This window comes from Pseudomonas sp. CC11G (genome assembly GCF_056174845.1).
In genome coordinates this window covers 121,150-141,245 of sequence record NZ_JBWBZC010000005.1, presented here as the reverse complement: position 1 = coordinate 141,245, position 20,096 = coordinate 121,150, and the positions used below count along the sequence as shown (strand labels likewise).

The window sequence follows — 20,096 nt, the reverse complement described above, 5'->3', positions numbered from 1 at the left end:
TTGTTTTACAGCACTTCTTTCAACAAATGCGCCATGGTGTTAAACGCCCGCTCGGTCACCACGGGGTTGTATTTCATCATCGGCATATTGTCGGCCTTGGGGTCGGTGAACGAGTGCACGGCGCCGCCGTAGCTCACCAGCTGCCAATCCACACCGGCCGCATCCATCTCGGCTTCGAACGCCGGCAGTTGCTCTTTCGGCACCAGCGGGTCAGCCGCGCCGTGCAGCACCAGCACCTTGCCTTTGATGTTGTTGGCATCAGCGTTGTTCGGCGTATCCAGGGTGCCGTGGAACGACACCGCCGCTTTCACCGGCGCGCCATCGCGGGCCAGTTCCAGGGCGCAGCAGCCACCAAAACAGAAACCGAACACCGCCAGCTTGGCGCTATCAACCGCCGCGTGCGTTTGGCTTTGCAGGGTCGCTAGGCTCGCTTGCATGCGTTTGCGCAACAGCGCACGGTCGTTCTTCAACGGCATCATGGCGGCGGCCGCTTGTTCGTGACCGTTGGGGCGCACTTCGGCGCCGTAGATATCGGCGACCAGGACGACGTAGTCCTTGCCGGCGGTTTTCTTCGCCAGGTCGATGGCGCCGTCGGTAACGCCCATCCAGTTCGGTGCCAACAACAGGCCCGGGCGGGCGCTGGTGATGCTGGCATCGAATACCAGCTGGCCTTCGTAGGCTTGGCCATCAACGCTGTACGCCACGGGAATAACGCTGAATTCGCTCATTACTCACTCCTATTGGTTGGGGATTTGTAGGCGGTGAAACAGGAAAAGACAAAACCCGCCGAAGCGGGTTTTGATTTCACTCTAGTCGTTAAACCGAGAGCTCGACGAGCAGCTTGTTAAGCCGGCGCACATAGGCGGCCGGGTCTTTCAGGCTGTCGCCGGCGGCCAGGGCCGCCTGGTCGAAGAGGATGTGCGACAGGTCGCCAAACCGTTCTTCGCTCTGCTCGTTGTCGAGTTTTTCGATCAGCGGGTGCGCCGGGTTGAATTCGAAGATCGGCTTGGAGTCCGGCACCTTCTGCCCGCTGGCTTCGAGGATCTGGCGCATTTGCAGGCCCAGGTCCTGTTCGCCGATGGCGAGAATCGCCGGCGAGTCGGTCAGACGGTGGGAAACCCGCACTTCGCTCACCGAACTACCCAGCGCCGCTTTCAGGCGTTCCACCAGACCTTCTTTGGCCTTGGCAGCTTCTTCCTGGGTTTTCTTGTCTTCGTCCGAATCCAGGCTGCCGAGGTCGAGGTCGCCGCGCGCGACGTCCACGAATTGCTTGCCGTCGAAGTCGGTGAGGTAGCTCATCAGCCACTCATCGATACGGTCGGTGAGCAGCAGCACTTCGATGCCTTTCTTGCGGAACACTTCCAGGTGCGGGCTGTTCTTCACCTGGGCGTAGCTTTCGCCGGTGAGGTAGTAAACCTTGTCCTGGCCTTCTTTCACGCGGGAGAGGTAATCGGCCAGGCTAACGCTCTGCTCGCCGCTGTCATCGCTGGTGGAGGCAAAGCGCAGCAGACCGGCGATTTTCTCTTTGTTGGCGAAGTCTTCGGCCGGACCTTCTTTGATCACTTGGCCGAAGTTTTTCCAGAAGCCTTTGTATTGTTCAGGCTCGTTCTTCGCGAGTTTTTCCAGCATGTCGAGAACGCGCTTGGTGAGCGCCGATTTCATCGAGTCGATGATCGGGTCTTTCTGCAGAATTTCACGGGAGACGTTCAGCGACAGGTCGTTGGAGTCGACCACACCTTTGACGAAACGCAGGTACAGCGGCAGGAACTCGTCGGCCTGGTCCATCACGAACACGCGCTGCACGTAGAGCTTCAGGCCCTTCGGTGCTTCGCGGTGGTAAAGGTCGAACGGCGCGCGGCCCGGCACGTACAACAAGGAGGTGTATTCCAGCTTGCCTTCGACCTTGTTGTGGCTCCAGCTCAGCGGGTTTTCGAAGTCGTGGGCGACGTGCTTGTAGAACGCCTGGTATTCCTCGTCCTTCACTTCGGTGCGCGGACGGGTCCACAACGCTGAAGCGCGGTTGACGGTTTCCCATTCGGCCTCAGTAGAGGCTTCTTCGCCTTCCTGCTCTTTCGGCAATTCGATCGGCAGGGCGATATGGTCGGAGTACTTGGTGATGATATTGCGCAGACGCCAGCCATCGGCGAACTCGCTTTCGGCGGCCTTGAGATGCAGCACAATGCGGGTACCGCGCTCGGCTTTTTCGACGGTGGCGACTTCAAATTCGCCCTCGCCTTTGGAGGTCCAGTGCACGCCTTCGCTGGCCGGTGCGCCGGCACGGCGGCTGAACACTTCAACCTGGTCGGCAACGATAAAGGCCGAGTAGAAACCCACGCCGAACTGGCCGATCAGGTGCGAATCTTTTTTCGCATCACCGGACAATTGCTTCATGAAGTCGGCGGTGCCGGACTTGGCAATGGTGCCCAGGTGGGTGATGGCGTCTTCGCGGCTCATGCCGATACCGTTGTCCTCGAGGGTAACGGTGTTGGCGGCCTTGTCGAAGCTGACGCGGATACGCAGGGCGTCGCCACCTTCCAGCAGGGCTGGATTGGCCAGCGCTTCAAAGCGCAGTTTGTCGGCGGCGTCGGAGGCGTTGGAGATCAATTCGCGAAGGAAGATTTCCTTGTTGGAATACAGCGAATGGATCATGAGGTGCAGCAGTTGCTTTACCTCGGTCTGGAAGCCCAGGGTTTCTTTTTGAGTTTCCACACTCATGGTCGTTTAACTCCAAGCAGATGGCAGAGGCCGTAAAACGGCGATGTCCAACAGATGGGGGGCAAGGAGTTGGATTTCAAGGGGTTAGGGATAGGTGTACGGCATGCCATTCTGGATCCCAGCCTTCGCTGGGATGACGGAGTTCTCCCAAACACCACCGTCATCCCAGCGCACGCGGGGATCCAGACTCTCGCAAGCGCCGGAGATTAAGGCTCTAACAACTCAATAGAAGTGATCTGCGCCGGCACCACCGCAAACGTCGCCCCACCCTGCCCGTTAAGGATGCGCTGCACGACGATCTGGCCGTCGGTATCGATGCCGTTGAAGCGGCCTTCCACCATGCTGCCGCGCTCGGTAAGGATGCGCATCTTCAGGTTCTGGTAGCGACTGGGGTTGCTTTGCAGGCGCTCCAGGCTAAAGCGCTGGCGGCGGTCGAGCGAACTGTTGGGCACCGCGCTGGCAGCGGCTGGCAACGACTTGTCTGGCGTGGCCGCGGTAATGGCCTTGGGTTTTTCTTCAACCTGATAGCGATCGCCCACCACGATCCAGCCGCGACTCGGGCTCTTGCGCAGCACGACGGGCAGTTGCTGGTTCTGGTCGTTGATGCGCGCGTCTACGTTCAGGCTCATGTTCGTGGCGGGGAACTCCACCACCGGCAAAATGCCCAGCTCAACACGCTGCGTGGCGTAGCGGCGCTTGAGGTAATCCTCGATCACGTATTGCAGGGTTTCGCGGGAGTCGTAGCGGGTATCGACCTGGTCACCGACATAGCGCAGGTGGTTGGTAAACACCTCGACGGTGCCGCTCAACGTGGTTTTGAACGGCGGCGGCAGCACCAGATGGAAGTCGCCGGCCAACTTGTTCGGGCCTTGCGGGTCGAGTTTCAGGTGCAGCGTGTAACCATGGTTCAGGCGCCGCGCTTCGGGCAGTTCCTGCTCGGGCAACAGCCAGCTCAGCTGAATTTCGGGGAGGTTGCCGTTGTCTTGCGGCAGCACGTCGACGCGTACCGGGCCGTTGCCGGAGGTGGCCAGACTGGGCATGCGCAGGGTGACCTCGCGGCGGGCGAATACATCTTCGCCTTCGCGCAGGGTGAGCACGCCATCGATCAGCTCGCCTTGCTGCGGTGCAAACGGTTGGCCGTTGAGCTTACCGCGCAAGTGAATGGCCAGTTCGGCCGGCGCCTGCACGGTCGGGCGCGCCCAGTCGAGGCTGAGAATGGCCTGTAGCCGCTGGGCATCCTGGTTAGCCAGCAGGGTCAGGCCGACGATCAGCGGAATAAAGCCCAGCGCGCCCAGCACCACGGCCTTGCGCGCCACACGCCAGTGGCGCAGCACGAACGCTAGGGTCATCGGCGGCAACAGGCTGCCCAGGCCCCACAGCAGGCTGGTGTCAAACGCGATCATCACCAACCAGACCAGCCCGACCAGAATCAGCAGCAAGCCGCCGAGGATCAGCAACGCATCCATCTATTAATCCTTAATTGAACGGCCTACCGGGTTCTGCTCTACGTTCTGCGATTCAAGACTCATCGACTTTAAAATGCGCCCGCGCCGTGGCGATCGGCTCGCTGCGGGTGGTTTGCCAGGCGGTGATCGCCACGTTGGCTACCCGCCGCCCCTGCCGCCAGACCTGGCAGGAGGCGAAGGTGTCACGATAGTGGCCGGCGCGCAGGTAATCTATCGAGAAGTCGATGATTTTGGGAAAGTGTGGCGCGCCCATAAACATCAGCAGGTGGAGCATGGCGCTGTGCTCCATAAAACCTGCGATCACGCCGCCATGAATGGCCGGCAGAATCGGGTTGCCGATGCTGTCTTTATTGGCCGGAATGCGGAACACCATGTCATCGCCCAGGCGCAGGCATTCGATGCCCAGCAGCTTGGCGTAGGGGGTCAGTTCCAGCAGTTCGTCGTAGTTGTTTTTCTCGTGCGCGGCCTGCACCAGTTGGTTCAGGTTGAGCGGCTGATGTGCGTCACTCATGCCTTGCCTCCGTCAATCGCGCCTTTCAACTGCTCGGGTTTGACCGCCGTACTTTTCAGCTCGGTGTCGCCCTGCCCGCCTTTGCCCATGCGCATAAAGGTGCCGACCACATTGGCGATGGGCTGCTCGGGGTCGTCCTGGTAGGCGTAGCCGCGGGTGAAGATGATATTGGGCGTGACGCGGTAGCACTCGGCCACGCCGAACACGTCTTTATTGGGCTCGGCCGGGCGCATGTAGTCGATGCGCAGGTCCAGGGTTGGGCAGATTTCGAAGTCTGGCAGCACGCAGATGGTGGAGATGCCGCAGGTGGTGTCCATCAGGGTGGTGATGGCGCCACCGTGAATCACGCCGGTTTCCGGGTTACCGATAATCTGCCGGCTGTAGGGCAGGCGCAGGGTGAGGCGCTGGCTGTCGATGGCGTGTACGGTCAACCCCAACACCTGACAGTGGCGCAACGCCGACAGGAAGCGCTGGGCGCGCTCTAGAATGAGGCTATCGCTCATGTTCAAGGCCTATCTTGTTGATCCATAAGGGCCGCATCATACCTGCCCGGCCAGCGGTTGGGAGCCGTTGGGCAGTCGCAAGGGCGACTTTGGTTGGAACTTCGCGCAGCAGGTCACGCTCCAAAAGCGCAGCGATGAGAAAAATCGCCCCGATAAAGCGAAAAAGGACCAAGCCCATGAAAAACCCAATTGCCTATGCCCTGCTGCTCGCCGCCACCATGACCATGGCCGCCTGCGATAAAACCCCGGAAGACAAGCTGGAGTCCGCCAAGGAGTCCGCCCAGGACTCGGCCAAATCGGCCCAAGACGCCGCTGAGAAAACCAACGAAGCCATGCAGCAGAAAGCTGAAGAAGCGCACGACGACGCGGCCAAGTAATTCGTTGCTGCGTAATGCACAAAGGCCCACAGATGTGGGCCTTTGTTGTTTTCGGGAGATCAAAAGCATCGAGGCTAAAGCCTCTCCCACAGAGATGCAGGTTCCTTGTGGGAGAGGCTTCAGCCTCGATAGCCGTTACGCTATCTCAACGTTGGGCTCAGCATGATGAGCAACGTGCACACCAACCCGATGATCCACACCAGCGAACGCTGCCAATGCAGGTCGCCCCAGTACAAAAACAGATACAGCACCCGGCAAACCACGAAGATCACCGCCAGGGTGTCGACAAGCCAGCCCGCGGTCTGCGTGACCGCCGCCATCAATACAGCGGCGGCGAACAGCGTGAACGCCTCGAAGGTGTTTTGATGCGCCGCATAGGCCCGCGCACCCAATCCCGTTAGCCGCGCCTGTTGCGCGCGCGGATGGTGGTTGTCATACCCGCCACCCTCCTTGTTCATTTCCCTGGCCAGTGGAATCTTCGATACGAAGATCAAAACGGCCGTGATAAACACACACCAGAACGGCAAGCTCATTGGTTGTTCTCCTTGTTATTGGGCTGCGTTTGGAGTGTAGCGCAGCGGCGTCGTTCATCTTTTCCAAGGATCGCGGCTGACGCCTTGATGGTTTCAGCATTTGATTTTTGTGGCCTTTACTCGGTAAAGAGCTACAGATCGGCGGGGCAAAAAAAAACCGCCCGAAGGCGGTTTTTTTAGCCAAAACGCTTAAGCGTTTTTGGCGGTCCAGCCGGTCAGCTCAGCGAGTGCCTTGCCGATATCAGCCAGCGAACGCACGGTTTTAACGCCGGCGTCTTGCAGGGCGGCGAATTTCTCGTCCGCAGTACCTTTACCACCAGAGATGATGGCGCCGGCGTGGCCCATGCGCTTGCCTGGAGGGGCAGTCACACCAGCGATGTAGGACACCACTGGCTTGGTCACGTGGGCTTTGATGTAAGCAGCAGCTTCTTCTTCAGCCGAACCACCGATTTCGCCGATCATTACGATGGCTTCGGTTTTCGGGTCTTCCTGGAACAGCTTCAGGATGTCGATGAAGTTGGAGCCTGGGATCGGGTCACCGCCGATGCCAACGCAGGTGGACTGACCGAAACCGGCGTCAGTGGTCTGCTTAACAGCTTCGTAGGTCAGGGTGCCGGAACGCGAAACGATGCCGACTTTGCCTGGCAGGTGAATGTGACCGGGCATGATGCCGATCTTGCATTCGCCCGGAGTGATCACGCCTGGGCAGTTCGGGCCGATCAGGACTACGCCCAATTCGTCGCACTTGACCTTGGCTTCCAGCATGTCGATGGTCGCGATGCCTTCGGTGATGCACACGATCAGCTTGATGCCGCCGAAAGCAGCTTCCAGGATCGAGTCTTTGCAGAAAGGAGCCGGAACGTAGATCACGCTGGCGGTAGCGCCAGTTTTGGCTACAGCTTCAGCAACAGTGTTGAACACTGGCAGGCCCAGGTGAGTGGTGCCGCCTTTGCCCGGAGTCACGCCGCCAACCATTTTGGTGCCGTAGGCAATGGCTTGTTCGGAGTGGAAAGTACCCTGCGAGCCGGTGAAGCCCTGGCAGATAACTTTGGTGTCTTTATTGATCAGGACGCTCATTACTTGCCCTCCGCAGCTTTGACGACTTGCTGAGCAGCGTCGGTCAGGCTGGTTGCCGCGATGATGTTCAGGCCGCTTTCTGCCAGTACCTTGGCGCCCAGTTCAGCGTTGTTGCCTTCAAGGCGCACAACCACCGGGATTTTCACGCCCACTTCTTTCACTGCGCCGATGATGCCTTCGGCAATCATGTCGCAACGAACGATGCCGCCGAAGATGTTCACCAGAACAGCCGCAACGTTGGTATCGGACAGAATGATTTTGAACGCTTCGGTAACGCGCTCTTTGGTTGCGCCGCCGCCTACGTCGAGGAAGTTGGCTGGCTTGCCGCCGTGCAGGTTGACGATGTCCATGGTACCCATGGCCAGGCCAGCACCGTTGACCATGCAGCCAATGTTGCCTTCCAGGGCTACGTAGTTCAGTTCGAACTTGGCAGCGTGGGCTTCACGTGGGTCATCTTGCGACGGGTCATGCATAGCGCGCAGTTTTGGCTGGCGGTACATGGCGTTGGCGTCGATGTTGATCTTGGCGTCGAGGCAGTGCAGGTTGCCGTCAGCTTTGATTACCAGCGGGTTCACTTCCAGCAGAGCCAGATCGTAGTCCTGGAACAGCTTGGCCAGGCCAACGAAGATGTGGGTGAACTGCTTGATCTGGTCGCCTTGCAGGCCCAGTTGGAAGGCCAGGTCGCGACCTTGGTACGGCTGAGCGCCAACCAATGGATCGATAGTGGCTTTGAGGATCTTCTCAGGGGTGTCGTGAGCGATCTTCTCGATGTCCACGCCGCCTTCAGTGGAGGCCATGAACACGATGCGACGGCTGGAGCGGTCAACGACTGCACCCAGATACAGCTCTTTGGCGATATCGGTGCAGGACTCAACCAGAATCTGGTTGACCGGCTGGCCATTGGCGTCGGTCTGGTAGGTCACCAGACGCTTGCCCAGCCACTGAGCGGCGAAGGCCTTGGCCTCTTCCTTGCTCTTGACCAGTTTCACACCACCAGCTTTACCGCGACCACCTGCGTGGACCTGGGCTTTGACAACCCACTCGGTACCACCGATTTTGTCGCAGGCCTCAGCGGCCGCTTCCGGGGTGTTTACTGCGAAGCCTTTGGATACGGGCAGGCCGTACTCAGCAAACAGTTGCTTACCCTGATACTCGTGAAGATTCATGCTTGTCTACCGTCTTCGTTAGGTATTGCGCATTCGACGCTGCGTGAAAATTGCCGCGCCACCTGTGACCGTTTTCGAGAAACGATCCGCCTGGGCATTCCGCAGTACGTCTTCGAAAGAAGACGCACGAACGGGCCGCCCGGCGTGGTTCTTGTTGTCGCTGTGTTAGCGCTTCTTGCGGTTGGCGATGTGGATGGCGCCGCCATTCACTGCCAAGGCCGCTTCGTGCAGCGCTTCGGACATGGTTGGGTGCGAGAACACCATCATGCCCAGGTCTTCGGCACTGGTGCCGAATTCCATACCGATTGCACCTTGTTGCACCAGCTCGGCAGCAGCCGGGCCGATTACATGGACGCCCAGCACGCGGTCGGTCTTGGCATCAGCGATGACTTTGACGAAACCGGCGGTGTCGTTGGCTGCCATGGCACGGCCACTGGCGGCGAACGGGAAGGTGCCGACGTTGACAGCAACGCCTTCAGCCTTGAGCGCCTGCTCGGTTTTACCGACCCATGCGATTTCCGGGTGGGTGTAGATAACCGATGGGATCAAATCGTAGTTCATTTGCGCTTTGTGGCCGGCGATACGCTCGGCAACCATTACGCCCTCTTCCGAGGCTTTGTGGGCGAGCATGGTGCCACGTACCACGTCACCGATGGCGTAAACGCCCGGAACGCTGGTGGTGCAATGGTCGTCAACGAAGATGTATCCGCGCTCGTCGAGGGTGACACCGCTGTCGGAAGCCAACAGGTCGGTGGTTACCGGGCGACGGCCTACGGCCACAATCAGCTTGTCGAACACCTGCTTCTGCTCGCCTTCGGCGTCAGTGTAGGTGACGGTGACTTGCTTCTTCTTCACGGCCGAACCGGTCACGCGAGCACCCAGTTTGATCTTCAGGCCTTGCTTGGTGAGGATCTTCAGGGCTTCTTTGGACACGGCGTCGTCAGCGGCTGGCAGGAACTTGTCCAGCGCTTCGAGCACGGTTACTTCCGAACCCAGACGCGCCCAGACCGAACCCAGTTCCAGACCGATAACGCCAGCGCCAATCACGCCGAGGGTTTTCGGTACGGCCTGGAAGTCCAGCGCGCCGGTGGAGTCAACGATCACGTCCTGGTCGACTGGAGCCGGTGGAATGTCCACTGGGCGCGAGCCGGAGGCCAGAATCACGTTTTCAGCTTCGTACACAACGGCTTTGCCGTCGGAGCCGGTTACTTCGACCTGCTTGTTAGCCAGCAGCTTGCCGTGGCCTTCGAGCAGGGTGACACCGTTGGCCTTGAACAGGGTGGCAACGCCGCCAGTCAGGTTCTTAACGATGCCGTCTTTACGGGCAACCATGGCTTTCACGTCGATGGTGACGTTCGGCGCGGTAATACCGTGGATGGCGAAGCCTTCGTGGGCTTCGTGGTACTTGTAGGAGCTGTCCAGCAGCGCCTTGGATGGAATGCAACCGACGTTCAGGCAGGTACCGCCCAGGGCAGTTTTGCCCTCCTTACCCTGATACTTCTCGACACAGGCAGTTTTCAAACCCAGTTGAGCGGCCTTGATAGCGGCTACGTAGCCCCCTGGGCCAGCACCGATAACTACCACGTCAAATTTTTGCGTCATAACTCATTCCTTATCGGATGAAACCGGCCAGCCCCTTGTGGGGGCCGCCGTGATCAGAGAACGGATTAGATATCCAGCAGCAGACGCGCCGGATCCTCCAGCAGGTTCTTGATCGTTACCAAGAAGCTCACGGCCTCCTTGCCATCGATCAGACGGTGGTCGTAAGACAGCGCCAAGTACATCATCGGACGGATGACAACCTGACCATTGATTGCCATCGGACGCTGAATAATGTTGTGCATGCCAAGGATGGCAGCTTGCGGTGGGTTGACGATCGGGGTCGACATCATCGAACCGAAAGTACCACCGTTAGTGATGGTGAAGGTGCCACCGGTCATTTCGTCGATGGACAGCTTGCCCTCTTTAGCTTTCTTGCCGAAGTTGGCGATGCCGCCTTCGACTTCGGCCAGGTTCATGAGCTCTGCGTTACGCAGAACCGGAACCACCAGACCACGGTCGCTGGAAACGGCAACGCCGATGTCCTGGTAGCCGTGGTAGACGATGTCGGTACCATCGATCGAGGCGTTGACGGCCGGGAAGCGTTTCAGCGCTTCAACCGAGGCTTTGACGAAGAACGACATGAAGCCCAGGCGCACGCCGTTGTGGGTCTTCTCGAACAGGTCTTTGTACTTGCTGCGCAGAGCCATCACTTCAGTCATGTCGACTTCGTTGAAGGTGGTCAGCATGGCCATGGTCGATTGAGCTTCAACCAGACGCTCGGCAACCTTGGCACGCAGGCGGGTCATCGGAACGCGTTTTTCCACGCGGTCGCCAGCGGCGAATACCGGTGCAGCGGCAGCCGGAGCAGCAGCGGCTTTGGCTGGAGCGGCAGCCGGAGCGTTTTTCTTGGCTTCGATGGCAGCTACTACGTCTTCTTTGGTAACGCGACCACCTTTGCCACTGGCGGCGATGGTGTTGACGTCGATGCCGTTCTCTTCAGCCAACTTGCGCGCGGCTGGAGCGAGGATCACGTCTTCTTTGGCAGCAGCCGGTGCAGCAGCCGGAGCGGCGGCTGCGGTAGCAGCAGGTGCAGCGGCGGCTGGAGCAGCAGCGGCGCCAGCATCACCCAGCTTACCCAGCAGTTCGCCGCTGAGTACGGTGTCGCCTTCATTCTTGACGATTTCGGCCAGAACGCCGTCGGCTTCAGCCAGTACTTCCATGACCACTTTGTCGGTTTCGATGTCGACGATCAGGTCGTCGCGCTTGACGGCGTCGCCCGGCTTCTTGTGCCAGGTAGCGACGGTGCCGTCAGCAACCGATTCCGGAAATTGCGGGGCTTTGATATCGATAGCCATTGTGTACGGTTCCTTAAATTCGGGTTCTTCAGCAAGCCGGCGGCAGGATCGCTGCAGCCGGCTCTTGGACGAAGGCGTTAAACAGTAAAGGCGTCCTGCAGCAGTTTTTCCTGCTGTTCGGCGTGCATCGATGCGTAACCACAGGCCGGAGCAGCAGAACCTTCACGGCCGGCGTACTCGAGGAACAGACCTTTCTTATGCGCGCTGGTGACACGACGCATGTGGTGCTGGCTGCAATACCAGGCGCCTTGGTTCATCGGTTCTTCCTGACACCAGACCACGTGCTCGAGGTTCTTGTACGGAGCAAGCACTTCGGCGAGGTCTTCTTCAGGGAACGGATACAGCTGCTCGATACGCACGATGGCGATATCTTCGCGGCCTTCGGCGCGGCGTTTTTCCAGCAAGTCGTAGTAGACCTTGCCGCTGCACAGCACCAACCGTTTTACCTTCTTCGGATCGAGGGTATCGATCTCTGGAAGTACTGTCTGGAACGAGCCTTCGGCCAAGTCTTCCAAGGTCGAAATGGCCAATTTGTGGCGCAACAGCGACTTCGGTGTCAAGGCAATCAACGGCTTGCGCAGCGGACGGATCACTTGACGACGCAGCATGTGGTAGACCTGCGCCGGGGTCGTCGGTACGCAGACCTGAATGTTGTGCTCAGCGCACAGCTGCAGGTAACGCTCCAGACGCGCCGAGGAGTGCTCAGGCCCCTGCCCTTCATAACCGTGCGGCAGCAGCATGGTCAGACCGCACAGACGGCCCCACTTGTGCTCACCGCTGGTGATGAACTGGTCGATCACCACTTGTGCACCGTTGGCGAAGTCGCCGAACTGGGCTTCCCAGATCACCAACGCATCCGGCTTGGTGGTCGAGTAGCCGTATTCGAAGGCCAGTACGGCTTCTTCCGACAGCAGCGAGTCGTACAGGTCGAACTTCGGCTGACCGTCGTACAGGTGCTGCAACGGAATGTAGGTGCCAGCGTCCTTCTGGTTGTGCAACACCGCGTGACGGTGCGAGAAGGTGCCGCGACCCACGTCCTGACCGGTCAGGCGGATCGGGTGCTTATCGAACAGCAAGGTGCCGTACGCCATGGTTTCGGCGAAGCCCCAGTTGATCGGCAGGCCGCCAGCGGCCATTTTCTGACGATCTTCGAGGATCTTCGACACCTGACGCTGAACCACGAAACCGTCCGGAATTTCCAGCAGTTTGCCGGCCAGTTCCTGCAGAGTTTTCAGCGGTACGCGGGTGTCGTGACGGGCAGTCCAGGTGTGGCCCAGGTACGGACGCCAGTCCACGAACAGCTCTTTGTTCGGCTCTTTAACCAGGCTTTTTACAACGTGCAGACCGTTGTCCAGCGCGTTGCGGTAGTCGTCGACCTTGTGTTGAACGCTTTCAGCGTCAAGGCTGTTGGACTGAGTCAACACGTCGGCATACAGCTCACGGGTGGTGCGCTGTTTGGCGATCTGCTGGTACATCAAAGGCTGGGTGCCGTTCGGCTCGTCGGCCTCGTTGTGGCCGCGACGACGGTAGCAAACCAGGTCGATCACCACGTCACGCTTGAACTGCATGCGGTAGTCGATGGCCAGCTGGGTCACGAACAACACGGCTTCCGGGTCATCACCGTTCACGTGCAGGATCGGCGCCTGAATCATCTTGGCGACGTCGGTGCAGTATTCGGTGGAACGGGCGTCTTCCGGGTTGCTGATGGTAAAGCCAACCTGGTTGTTGATCACGATGTGAATGGTGCCGCCAGTCTTGAAGCCGCGGGTCTGCGACATCTGGAAGGTTTCCATGACTACACCTTGGCCGGCAAATGCCGCGTCGCCGTGCAGGGAAACCGGCAGTACCTTGTCACCGGTGGTGTCGTTGCGACGGTCTTGACGAGCGCGTACCGAACCCTCGACCACTGGCGAAACGATCTCCAGGTGGGACGGGTTGAACGCCATCGCCAGGTGCACTTCGCCACCACGAGTCATCACGTTGGAGGAGAAACCCTGATGGTACTTAACGTCACCGGAGCCCAGCTCGACCAACTTCTTCTTGCCTTCGAACTCGTCGAACAGGTCGCGCGGGTTTTTGCCGAAGGTGTTGACCAGCACGTTGAGACGGCCACGGTGGGCCATGCCGATCACGATTTCTTTGGTGCCGTAGGAACCGGAACGCTGAATCAGCTCGTCGAGCAGCGGGATAAGACTCTCGCCACCTTCCAGACCGAAACGCTTGGTGCCCGGATACTTGGTGCCCAGGTATTTTTCCAGGCCTTCAGCGGCGGTGAGACGCTCGAGCAGATGGCTCTGCACCTCAGGGGAAACCGTCGGACGACCGCGCACGCTTTCCAGACGCTGCTGGAACCACTTGCGTTGCTCGGAATCGACGATGTGGGTGAACTCGGCGCCAATGGTGCGGCAATATGTCTGCTGCAAGGCCACGTAGATCTCGCGTAAGGTCGCCTCCTCTTTGCCGATGTAAAGCTCACCGGTGCGGAAGGTGGTGTCGAGATCGGCGTCTGTCAGGCCGTAATGATTGATCGCCAAATCAGCTGGTGCCGGGCGCTGCCACAGACCGAGCGGATCGAGTTGAGAGGCTTGATGGCCCCGCATCCGATACGCCTGAATCAGTCGCAAGACTTCGACCTGCTTCTTCTCGTGCTCACTGCTCACGCTGCCGGCAGATACCGGTTGAGCGCGACGCTGGTTCTTGGCCAGCAGCACGAAATGATCGCGTACCGTCGAGTGGGAAACGTCATTGGTGACGTTGCCATCGGCCGGTAGCTTCTGGAAGTAGGTGCGCCACTCTTCTGGCACAGCGTTGGGATCGTGCAGGTAGAGCTCGTAGAGCTCTTCCACGTAGGCAGCGTTACCACCGGATAGGTGGGCACTGTCCCACATGCGCTGCATCACGCTTTCTTGCATGCTTGGTCACCCTCGGTAAGGGGACACCACCGGCGTGGAAACCGCATGACATTACCGCGCCTAACCTCGACCAGGTAAAGCCACTTCGGATCCCGCAGATAGTCCGGGTACCAGCCCGGATGCCCCTGCTGGTCGTCATTTTTCAAATGAGAGTCGCCGCCTTTTGGGTAGCGACTCGTTCTTAAACTGCGGCGCCGAATAGTCGGCGCCGCAGGTACAGCTGACAAAGCTTTAGATCAGATACCGCTCTGCAACAACATGCTGCGTACGTGGCCGATTGCCTTGGTCGGGTTGAGACCTTTAGGGCAAACGTTCACGCAGTTCATGATCCCGCGGCAGCGGAATACGCTGAACGGGTCATCGAGTGCAGCCAGACGCTCTTCGGTATGTGTGTCACGGCTGTCAGCCAGGAAACGATAGGCTTGCAGCAGTGCCGCTGGACCGAGGAACTTGTCCGGGTTCCACCAGAACGAAGGGCAGGACGTCGAGCAGCATGCGCACAGAATGCACTCGTACAGACCGTCGAGCTTTTCGCGCTCTTCGGGAGTCTGCAGACGCTCGATAGCCGGAGCCGGGGTATTGTTCAGCAGGAAAGGTTTCACCTTTTCGTACTGCTTGTAGAAGATGCTCATGTCGACGACCAGGTCACGGATTACCGGCAAACCTGGCAGAGGACGTACGACCAACTTGTTGCCCTTCACCACCGCCGACAACGGGGTGATGCAGGCCAGGCCGTTCTTGCCGTTGATGTTCATGCCGTCGGAGCCACAAACGCCCTCGCGGCAGGAACGACGGTAGGAGAAGCCTTCGTCCTGTTCTTTGATCAGAGCCAGAACGTCCAGGATCATGATGTCTTTGCCATCAGTATCGATCTGGAAATCCTGCATGAACGGAGCAGCATCCTGATCCGGGTTGTAGCGATATACGCTTACTTGCAGCAGTTTGGCATTGGACATTGCAGCCACCCTTAGTAAGTACGGATCTTGGGTTCGAACGCCGGTACAGTCTTCGGCGCGAAGTTGACGGCACGCTTGGTAACGCGCTTATCCCCTGGGAAGTACAGGGAGTGGCAGAGCCAGTTTTCGTCATCCCGATCTTCGTAGTCTTCACGAGCGTGAGCACCGCGCGATTCTTTACGAACCTCGGCGGCGATAGCCGTTGCTTCAGCCACTTCAAGCAGGTTTTGCAGTTCCAGCGCTTCGATACGAGCGGTGTTGAATGCCTGGCTCTTATCGTTGATTTTCACGTTGGCGATGCGAACGCGCAGATCGGCCAGCTGAGCAATACCCTTCTGCATGTATTCGCCAGTACGGAATACACCGAAGTAGTTCTGCATGCAGCTTTGCAGTTCTTTACGCAGGCTTGCGACGTCTTCACCTTCAGTACGCGAGTTCAGACCGTCCAGACGCGCCATGGCAGCGTCGATGTCGGACTGGCGAGCGCGTGAGTAGTCGACGCCTTCTTTCAGGGTTTGTTCCAGGAACAGACCAGCAGCACGACCGAACACCACCAGATCGAGCAGCGAGTTGCCGCCCAGACGGTTGGCACCGTGTACCGATACGCACGCCACTTCGCCTACTGCGAACAGGCCTGGAATGATCTGGTCAACGCCTTCAGCGTCTTGGGTGATCGCCTGGCCATGAATGTTGGTGGCAACGCCGCCCATCATGTAGTGGCAGGTTGGAACAACCGGAATCGGCGCAACAGCCGGGTCAACGTGGGCGAAGGTCTTGGACAGTTCCATGATCCCTGGCAGACGGCTGTGCAGAACTTCTTCACCGAGGTGATCGAGCTTCAGCATTACGTGGTCGCCATCCGGGCCACAGCCGTTACCGGCGATGATTTCTTTAACCATAGAACGGGCAACAACGTCGCGACCAGCCAAGTCTTTGGCGTTCGGAGCGTAACGCTCCATGAAACGCTCGCCGTGCTTGTTGATCAGGTAACCGCCTTCACCGCGGCAGCCTTCAGTAACCAGTACACCAGCGCCGGCGATACCGGTCGGGTGGAACTGCCACATTTCAATGTCTTGTACCGGCACGCCAGCACGCAGCGCCATACCAACGCCGTCACCGGTATTGATCAGGGCATTGGTGGTGGACGAGTAGATACGGCCTGCACCGCCAGTTGCCAGAACAGTGGCGTTGGCGCGTACATAAGAGGTTTCACCGGTTTCGATGCAGATGACGATCATGCCGACAAAGGCACCGTCTTCGTTCTTCACCAGATCGACGCCGTAGTATTCGTTGAGGAATACGGTGCCGGCTTTCAGGTTGGCCTGGTACAGGGTGTGCAGCAGTGCGTGACCGGTACGGTCAGCAGCAGCGCAGGTACGAGCAGCCTGGCCACCTTTGCCGAAGTCTTTCGACTGGCCACCGAACGGACGCTGATAGATGCGGCCTTGTTCGGTACGGGAGAACGGCAGCCCCATGTGCTCGAGTTCGAACACGGCTTCCGGGCCAACGGAACACATGTATTCGATAGCGTCCTGGTCACCGATGTAGTCGGAGCCCTTGACGGTGTCGTACATGTGCCAGCGCCAATCGTCGTTCGGGTCGGCCGATGCGATTGCGCAGGTGATACCGCCTTGTGCCGACACAGTGTGCGAGCGGGTCGGGAACACCTTGGTCACTACTGCAGTTTTGTGGCCGCCTTGGGCCAGCTGCAGTGCGGCGCGCATCCCGGCACCGCCACCACCAATAATGATGGCATCGAAGGAAAGCGTATTAATGTTAGCCATGAATCAGATACCCCAAAGAATCTGCACGCCCCAGACGAAGTACGCGAACATGGCAATGCCACACGCTGCCTGGAACAGAAAACGCACACTGGTCGCCCACTTGCCCAACGCCATCGGGGTCAGGTAGTCAGTGGAGATCGTCCACATACCAACCCAGGCGTGAACACCCAGAGCAACCAAAGCCAGAAGGCTGAAAATGCGCATCCAGTTCTGCGAGAACAGACCATGCCAGACGGTGTAGTCCAGGCCTGGGTGAACCACGAGGTATCCAATCAGGAAGAGGAAATAAGCCGCGAGTACAACCGCAGACACGCGCTGGGCCATCCAGTCATATAGCCCGGAGCGCGAGAAGTTCGTGACGTTAGTTACCATATCCATACTCCCGCCAGCACAATCACTACCGCCGAAACGACGAGTACGATTTGCGAGCCCAGCTTGCCGCCTTCCAGCGTCTCACCGACACCCGCGTCCATAATCAGATGGCGCACACCGGCCACCAAGTGATACAGCAGCGCGGAGAGCAGGCCCCAAATCACAAACTTGGCCAGAGGGCTGGCCAGGCACGCGGCCACCTGCTTGAAGCCATCCTCAGATTCGAGGGACTTGTCGAGTGCATACAACAGCACCGCCAAACCCACAAAGAGGATGACACCGGAAATCCGGTGCAAGATGGACGTGTAAGCAGTGACTGGGAGTTTGATCGTCCTTAAGTCTAGGTTTACAGGTCTTTGGCTATTCACGGCTTTTTTCACACGGAAGGGCCCCTAACAATCAGGGCAAAGTTGTCGGGAAGTGCACTGGTCAGACCCACTGCCCCGGGAGTGACAACCACCAGAATAAAGGCTTTAAGGCCCCTGGCGGTCGGTGGGGGAGTATAGACAGTTAGGTTACTAATGACAACGAAAAGGCCTACCCCAAACCGCTCATTGCGCTTACCCAATAAAAGGCGTAAATAGCGCGAAATTCAACGGGAAAAACCTCTGCAACCCTTCTGGCATATGGGTTCTCGCAAATTGACTTTGGGATTTATCTCTCTATAGTGTGGCGGGCCCTGCGTGGGGGGCAGTCTGGTGATTTCAAGCATAAATAGGAGGCCACACATGGCTGACAAAAAAGCGCAGTTGATCATCGAGGGCGCAGCCCCCGTCGAGCTGCCCGTTTTATCCGGCACCGTTGGTCCCGATGTTGTAGATGTACGGGGCTTAACCGCCACGGGCCATTTCACTTTTGATCCTGGCTTTATGTCGACCGCTTCGTGCGAGTCGAAGATCACCTATATCGATGGTGATAAAGGCATCCTGCTGCACCGCGGCTACCCGATCGAGCAACTGGCCGAGCAGTCCGATTACCTGGAAACCTGCTACCTGCTGCTCAACGGCGAACTGCCTACCGCTGAACAGAAAGCCAAGTTTGTCGGCACCGTCAAGAACCACACCATGGTTCATGAACAGCTGAAAACCTTCTTCAACGGCTTCCGTCGCGATGCTCACCCGATGGCCGTCATGTGCGGTGTAGTGGGCGCCCTCTCGGCCTTCTACCACGACTCGCTGGACATCAATAATCCGCAACACCGCGAGATTTCGGCGATTCGCCTGGTCGCGAAAATGCCGACCCTGGCCGCCATGGTTTACAAGTACTCCATGGGTCAGCCGATGATGTATCCGCGCAATGACCTGACCTACGCAGAAAACTTCCTGCACATGATGTTCAACACCCCGTGCGAGATCAAACCGATCAGCCCGGTACTGGCCAAGGCAATGGACCGGATTTTCATCCTCCATGCCGACCACGAACAGAATGCCTCCACCTCTACCGTGCGTCTGGCCGGCTCCTCGGGTGCCAACCCGTTCGCCTGTATCGCTGCCGGTATCGCTGCGCTCTGGGGCCCTGCCCACGGCGGCGCCAACGAAGCCGTGCTGACCATGCTGGACGAGATTGGCAGCGTCGAGAACATCGACAAATTCATCGCCAAAGCCAAAGACAAGAACGATCCGTTCAAGTTGATGGGCTTCGGTCACCGCGTTTACAAAAACCGTGACCCGCGCGCCACCGTAATGAAGCAGACCTGCGACGAAGTGCTGAAAGAACTCGGCATCAAGAACGACCCGCAGCTGGAACTGGCCATGCGCCTTGAAGAGATCGCCCTTACCGATCCGTACTTCAAGGAACGCAACCTGTACCCGAACGTCGACTTCTACTCGGGCATCATCCTCAAGGCGATCGGCATTCCGACCAGCATGTTCACCGTGATCTTCGCTCTGGCGCGGACCGTTGGCTGGATCTCGCACTGGAAAGAAATGCTGTCCAGCCCGTACAAGATTGGCCGCCCGCGCCAGCTGTACACCGGCTATCCACAACGCGACATCGCTCCATTGAAAGACCGTAAATAAGCGTTACGCGCTAACAAAAAGGCCACCCCAGGGTGGCCTTTTTTATTGCAAGGGCGCACGAGACATCGATCTCGTAGGATGGGTAGAGCGCAGCGAAACCCATCGTTACGTGAATCGATGGGTTTGGGCTTTGCCTCTACCCATCCTACGACTCAGCGTTACTTCTTCTCCGCTCTCTCTTTCATACCCTTAAGGGTATTAAACGGCGCATCCACCACAAAACTGTTCGCCAACCACGACGGCACGCTGCCACCCGGCTCCGTGGTCACCTGATACACCACTTCCACGCCATCGGCGCCTTTAGGCGTCAGTTTCCAGAAGCCATCCACCTTGGCCACCCGCACATAGCCCTTCTCTTCCGGCTGATAAGTCGGCACGCCTTCAAGCTTGCGCAGCACGCTGCCGTCGGCTTCTTCGGTGGTGGTGACGTGGATGATCGAATCCCGTGCGGTTACCGGCCAGGGCGGGCTGAAGCGGGTGTAGGTCCAACTATCCGCACCCTCGGTTTTCAGCAATTTCTGCTCGCTGCATTCAAAAATCCATTTGCAGGAGCCGCTGACGTCTTCCTGCAGTTTGCGCAGGGTGGCGATGTCGGTCTTGATGGTGGTGACACCACGGTAGGCTTTGTACTGCGACCCCGGCACCTCACTGAGGGATACCTTGATGCCGTCTTCGTCTTTGGCCACTTTCCAGTCTTCGGCTTGCGCCACGGCGGTTGCCAACAGGCTTACAGCGCACACACCGGCCACTTTACTTAGCAAACCCATCACGAACTCCTTACTGATGATGCTCAAGTTGCCCGGTGGGCC

General features: G+C 58.6%; 18 protein-coding genes. 2 read left to right on the top strand and 16 right to left on the bottom strand.

What is annotated here, in order from left to right:
* Positions 1 to 5: 5 nt before the first annotated feature.
* The 5 genes from AC0V2S_RS08955 to AC0V2S_RS08935 all read right to left on the bottom strand — a co-directional run bounded on the left by AC0V2S_RS08955 (position 6) and on the right by AC0V2S_RS08935 (position 5,195).
* Positions 6 to 728: a dienelactone hydrolase family protein gene (locus AC0V2S_RS08955; RefSeq protein WP_475509426.1), complete on the bottom strand. Its 723-nt coding sequence runs from the start codon at positions 726 to 728 to the stop codon at positions 6 to 8.
* Positions 729 to 816: 88 nt separating this feature from the next.
* Positions 817 to 2,715: a molecular chaperone HtpG gene (htpG, locus tag AC0V2S_RS08950; protein ID WP_475509425.1), complete on the bottom strand. Its 1,899-nt coding sequence runs from the start codon at positions 2,713 to 2,715 to the stop codon at positions 817 to 819.
* A gap of 206 nt (positions 2,716 to 2,921) precedes the next feature.
* On the bottom strand, positions 2,922 to 4,181 hold the full coding sequence (locus tag AC0V2S_RS08945) for an MFS transporter (protein WP_475509424.1): 1,260 nt from the start codon (positions 4,179 to 4,181) through the stop codon (positions 2,922 to 2,924).
* A gap of 52 nt (positions 4,182 to 4,233) precedes the next feature.
* Positions 4,234 to 4,692: a PaaI family thioesterase gene (locus AC0V2S_RS08940; protein WP_475509423.1), complete on the bottom strand. Its 459-nt coding sequence runs from the start codon at positions 4,690 to 4,692 to the stop codon at positions 4,234 to 4,236.
* Entirely contained in the window at positions 4,689 to 5,195 is a 507-nt protein-coding gene (locus AC0V2S_RS08935; protein WP_475509422.1) for a PaaI family thioesterase, read from the bottom strand. The genes AC0V2S_RS08940 and AC0V2S_RS08935 overlap by 4 nt, the downstream gene beginning before the upstream one ends.
* Positions 5,196 to 5,371: 176 nt before the next feature.
* On the opposite strand from AC0V2S_RS08935, the gene AC0V2S_RS08930 reads away from it, so the two are divergent.
* Positions 5,372 to 5,572: a hypothetical protein gene (locus AC0V2S_RS08930; RefSeq protein WP_475509421.1), complete on the top strand. Its 201-nt coding sequence runs from the start codon at positions 5,372 to 5,374 to the stop codon at positions 5,570 to 5,572.
* 140 nt (positions 5,573 to 5,712) lie between these two features.
* On the opposite strand, the gene AC0V2S_RS08925 is transcribed toward AC0V2S_RS08930, so the two are convergent.
* From AC0V2S_RS08925 to sdhC, 10 genes are all read right to left on the bottom strand, one after another.
* Positions 5,713 to 6,105 carry an MAPEG family protein gene (locus AC0V2S_RS08925; RefSeq protein WP_108097302.1) on the bottom strand — a complete coding sequence of 131 codons (393 nt, stop codon included), beginning with the start codon at positions 6,103 to 6,105 and terminating at the stop codon, positions 5,713 to 5,715.
* Between the two features lie 189 nt (positions 6,106 to 6,294).
* Positions 6,295 to 7,182, bottom strand: a complete 888-nt coding sequence (sucD, locus tag AC0V2S_RS08920) for a succinate--CoA ligase subunit alpha (RefSeq protein WP_108097303.1) — start codon at positions 7,180 to 7,182, stop codon at positions 6,295 to 6,297.
* Positions 7,182 to 8,348, bottom strand: coding sequence for an ADP-forming succinate--CoA ligase subunit beta (gene sucC, locus AC0V2S_RS08915; RefSeq protein WP_108097304.1), 1,167 nt, complete (start codon positions 8,346 to 8,348; stop codon positions 7,182 to 7,184). The genes sucD and sucC overlap by 1 nt, the downstream gene beginning before the upstream one ends.
* 165 nt (positions 8,349 to 8,513) lie before the next feature.
* Positions 8,514 to 9,950 carry a dihydrolipoyl dehydrogenase gene (gene lpdA, locus AC0V2S_RS08910; RefSeq protein WP_475509420.1) on the bottom strand — a complete coding sequence of 479 codons (1,437 nt, stop codon included), beginning with the start codon at positions 9,948 to 9,950 and terminating at the stop codon, positions 8,514 to 8,516.
* Positions 9,951 to 10,015: 65 nt separating this feature from the next.
* Positions 10,016 to 11,245 carry a 2-oxoglutarate dehydrogenase complex dihydrolipoyllysine-residue succinyltransferase gene (gene odhB, locus AC0V2S_RS08905; protein ID WP_475509419.1) on the bottom strand — a complete coding sequence of 410 codons (1,230 nt, stop codon included), beginning with the start codon at positions 11,243 to 11,245 and terminating at the stop codon, positions 10,016 to 10,018.
* A gap of 77 nt (positions 11,246 to 11,322) precedes the next feature.
* A complete protein-coding gene (locus AC0V2S_RS08900) occupies positions 11,323 to 14,157 on the bottom strand; it encodes a 2-oxoglutarate dehydrogenase E1 component (protein WP_475509418.1) in 2,835 nt (944 codons plus the stop codon).
* A 236-nt stretch (positions 14,158 to 14,393) separates the two neighbouring features.
* The gene (locus AC0V2S_RS08895; RefSeq protein ID WP_475509575.1) at positions 14,394 to 15,098 is read right to left on the bottom strand and encodes a succinate dehydrogenase iron-sulfur subunit; all 705 of its coding nucleotides are present in this window, start codon (positions 15,096 to 15,098) and stop codon (positions 14,394 to 14,396) included.
* 26 nt (positions 15,099 to 15,124) lie between these two features.
* Entirely contained in the window at positions 15,125 to 16,897 is a 1,773-nt protein-coding gene (gene sdhA / locus AC0V2S_RS08890) for a succinate dehydrogenase flavoprotein subunit (RefSeq protein WP_475509417.1), read from the bottom strand.
* Between the two features lie 3 nt (positions 16,898 to 16,900).
* A complete protein-coding gene (gene sdhD, locus AC0V2S_RS08885) occupies positions 16,901 to 17,269 on the bottom strand; it encodes a succinate dehydrogenase, hydrophobic membrane anchor protein (protein ID WP_108097309.1) in 369 nt (122 codons plus the stop codon).
* Positions 17,263 to 17,649, bottom strand: coding sequence for a succinate dehydrogenase, cytochrome b556 subunit (gene sdhC / locus AC0V2S_RS08880; protein ID WP_178086468.1), 387 nt, complete (start codon positions 17,647 to 17,649; stop codon positions 17,263 to 17,265). Before sdhC ends, sdhD begins: the two co-directional genes overlap by 7 nt.
* Before the next feature lie 348 nt (positions 17,650 to 17,997).
* Between sdhC and gltA the strand changes: the two genes are divergently transcribed.
* Positions 17,998 to 19,287 (top strand): citrate synthase, encoded by a 1,290-nt coding sequence (gene gltA / locus AC0V2S_RS08875; protein ID WP_475509416.1) that lies wholly within the window; start codon positions 17,998 to 18,000, stop codon positions 19,285 to 19,287.
* Between the two features lie 158 nt (positions 19,288 to 19,445).
* Here gltA and AC0V2S_RS08870 read toward each other — a convergent pair whose 3' ends face one another.
* Positions 19,446 to 20,054, bottom strand: coding sequence for an START domain-containing protein (locus AC0V2S_RS08870; RefSeq protein WP_475509415.1), 609 nt, complete (start codon positions 20,052 to 20,054; stop codon positions 19,446 to 19,448).
* Positions 20,055 to 20,096: the final 42 nt, after the last annotated feature.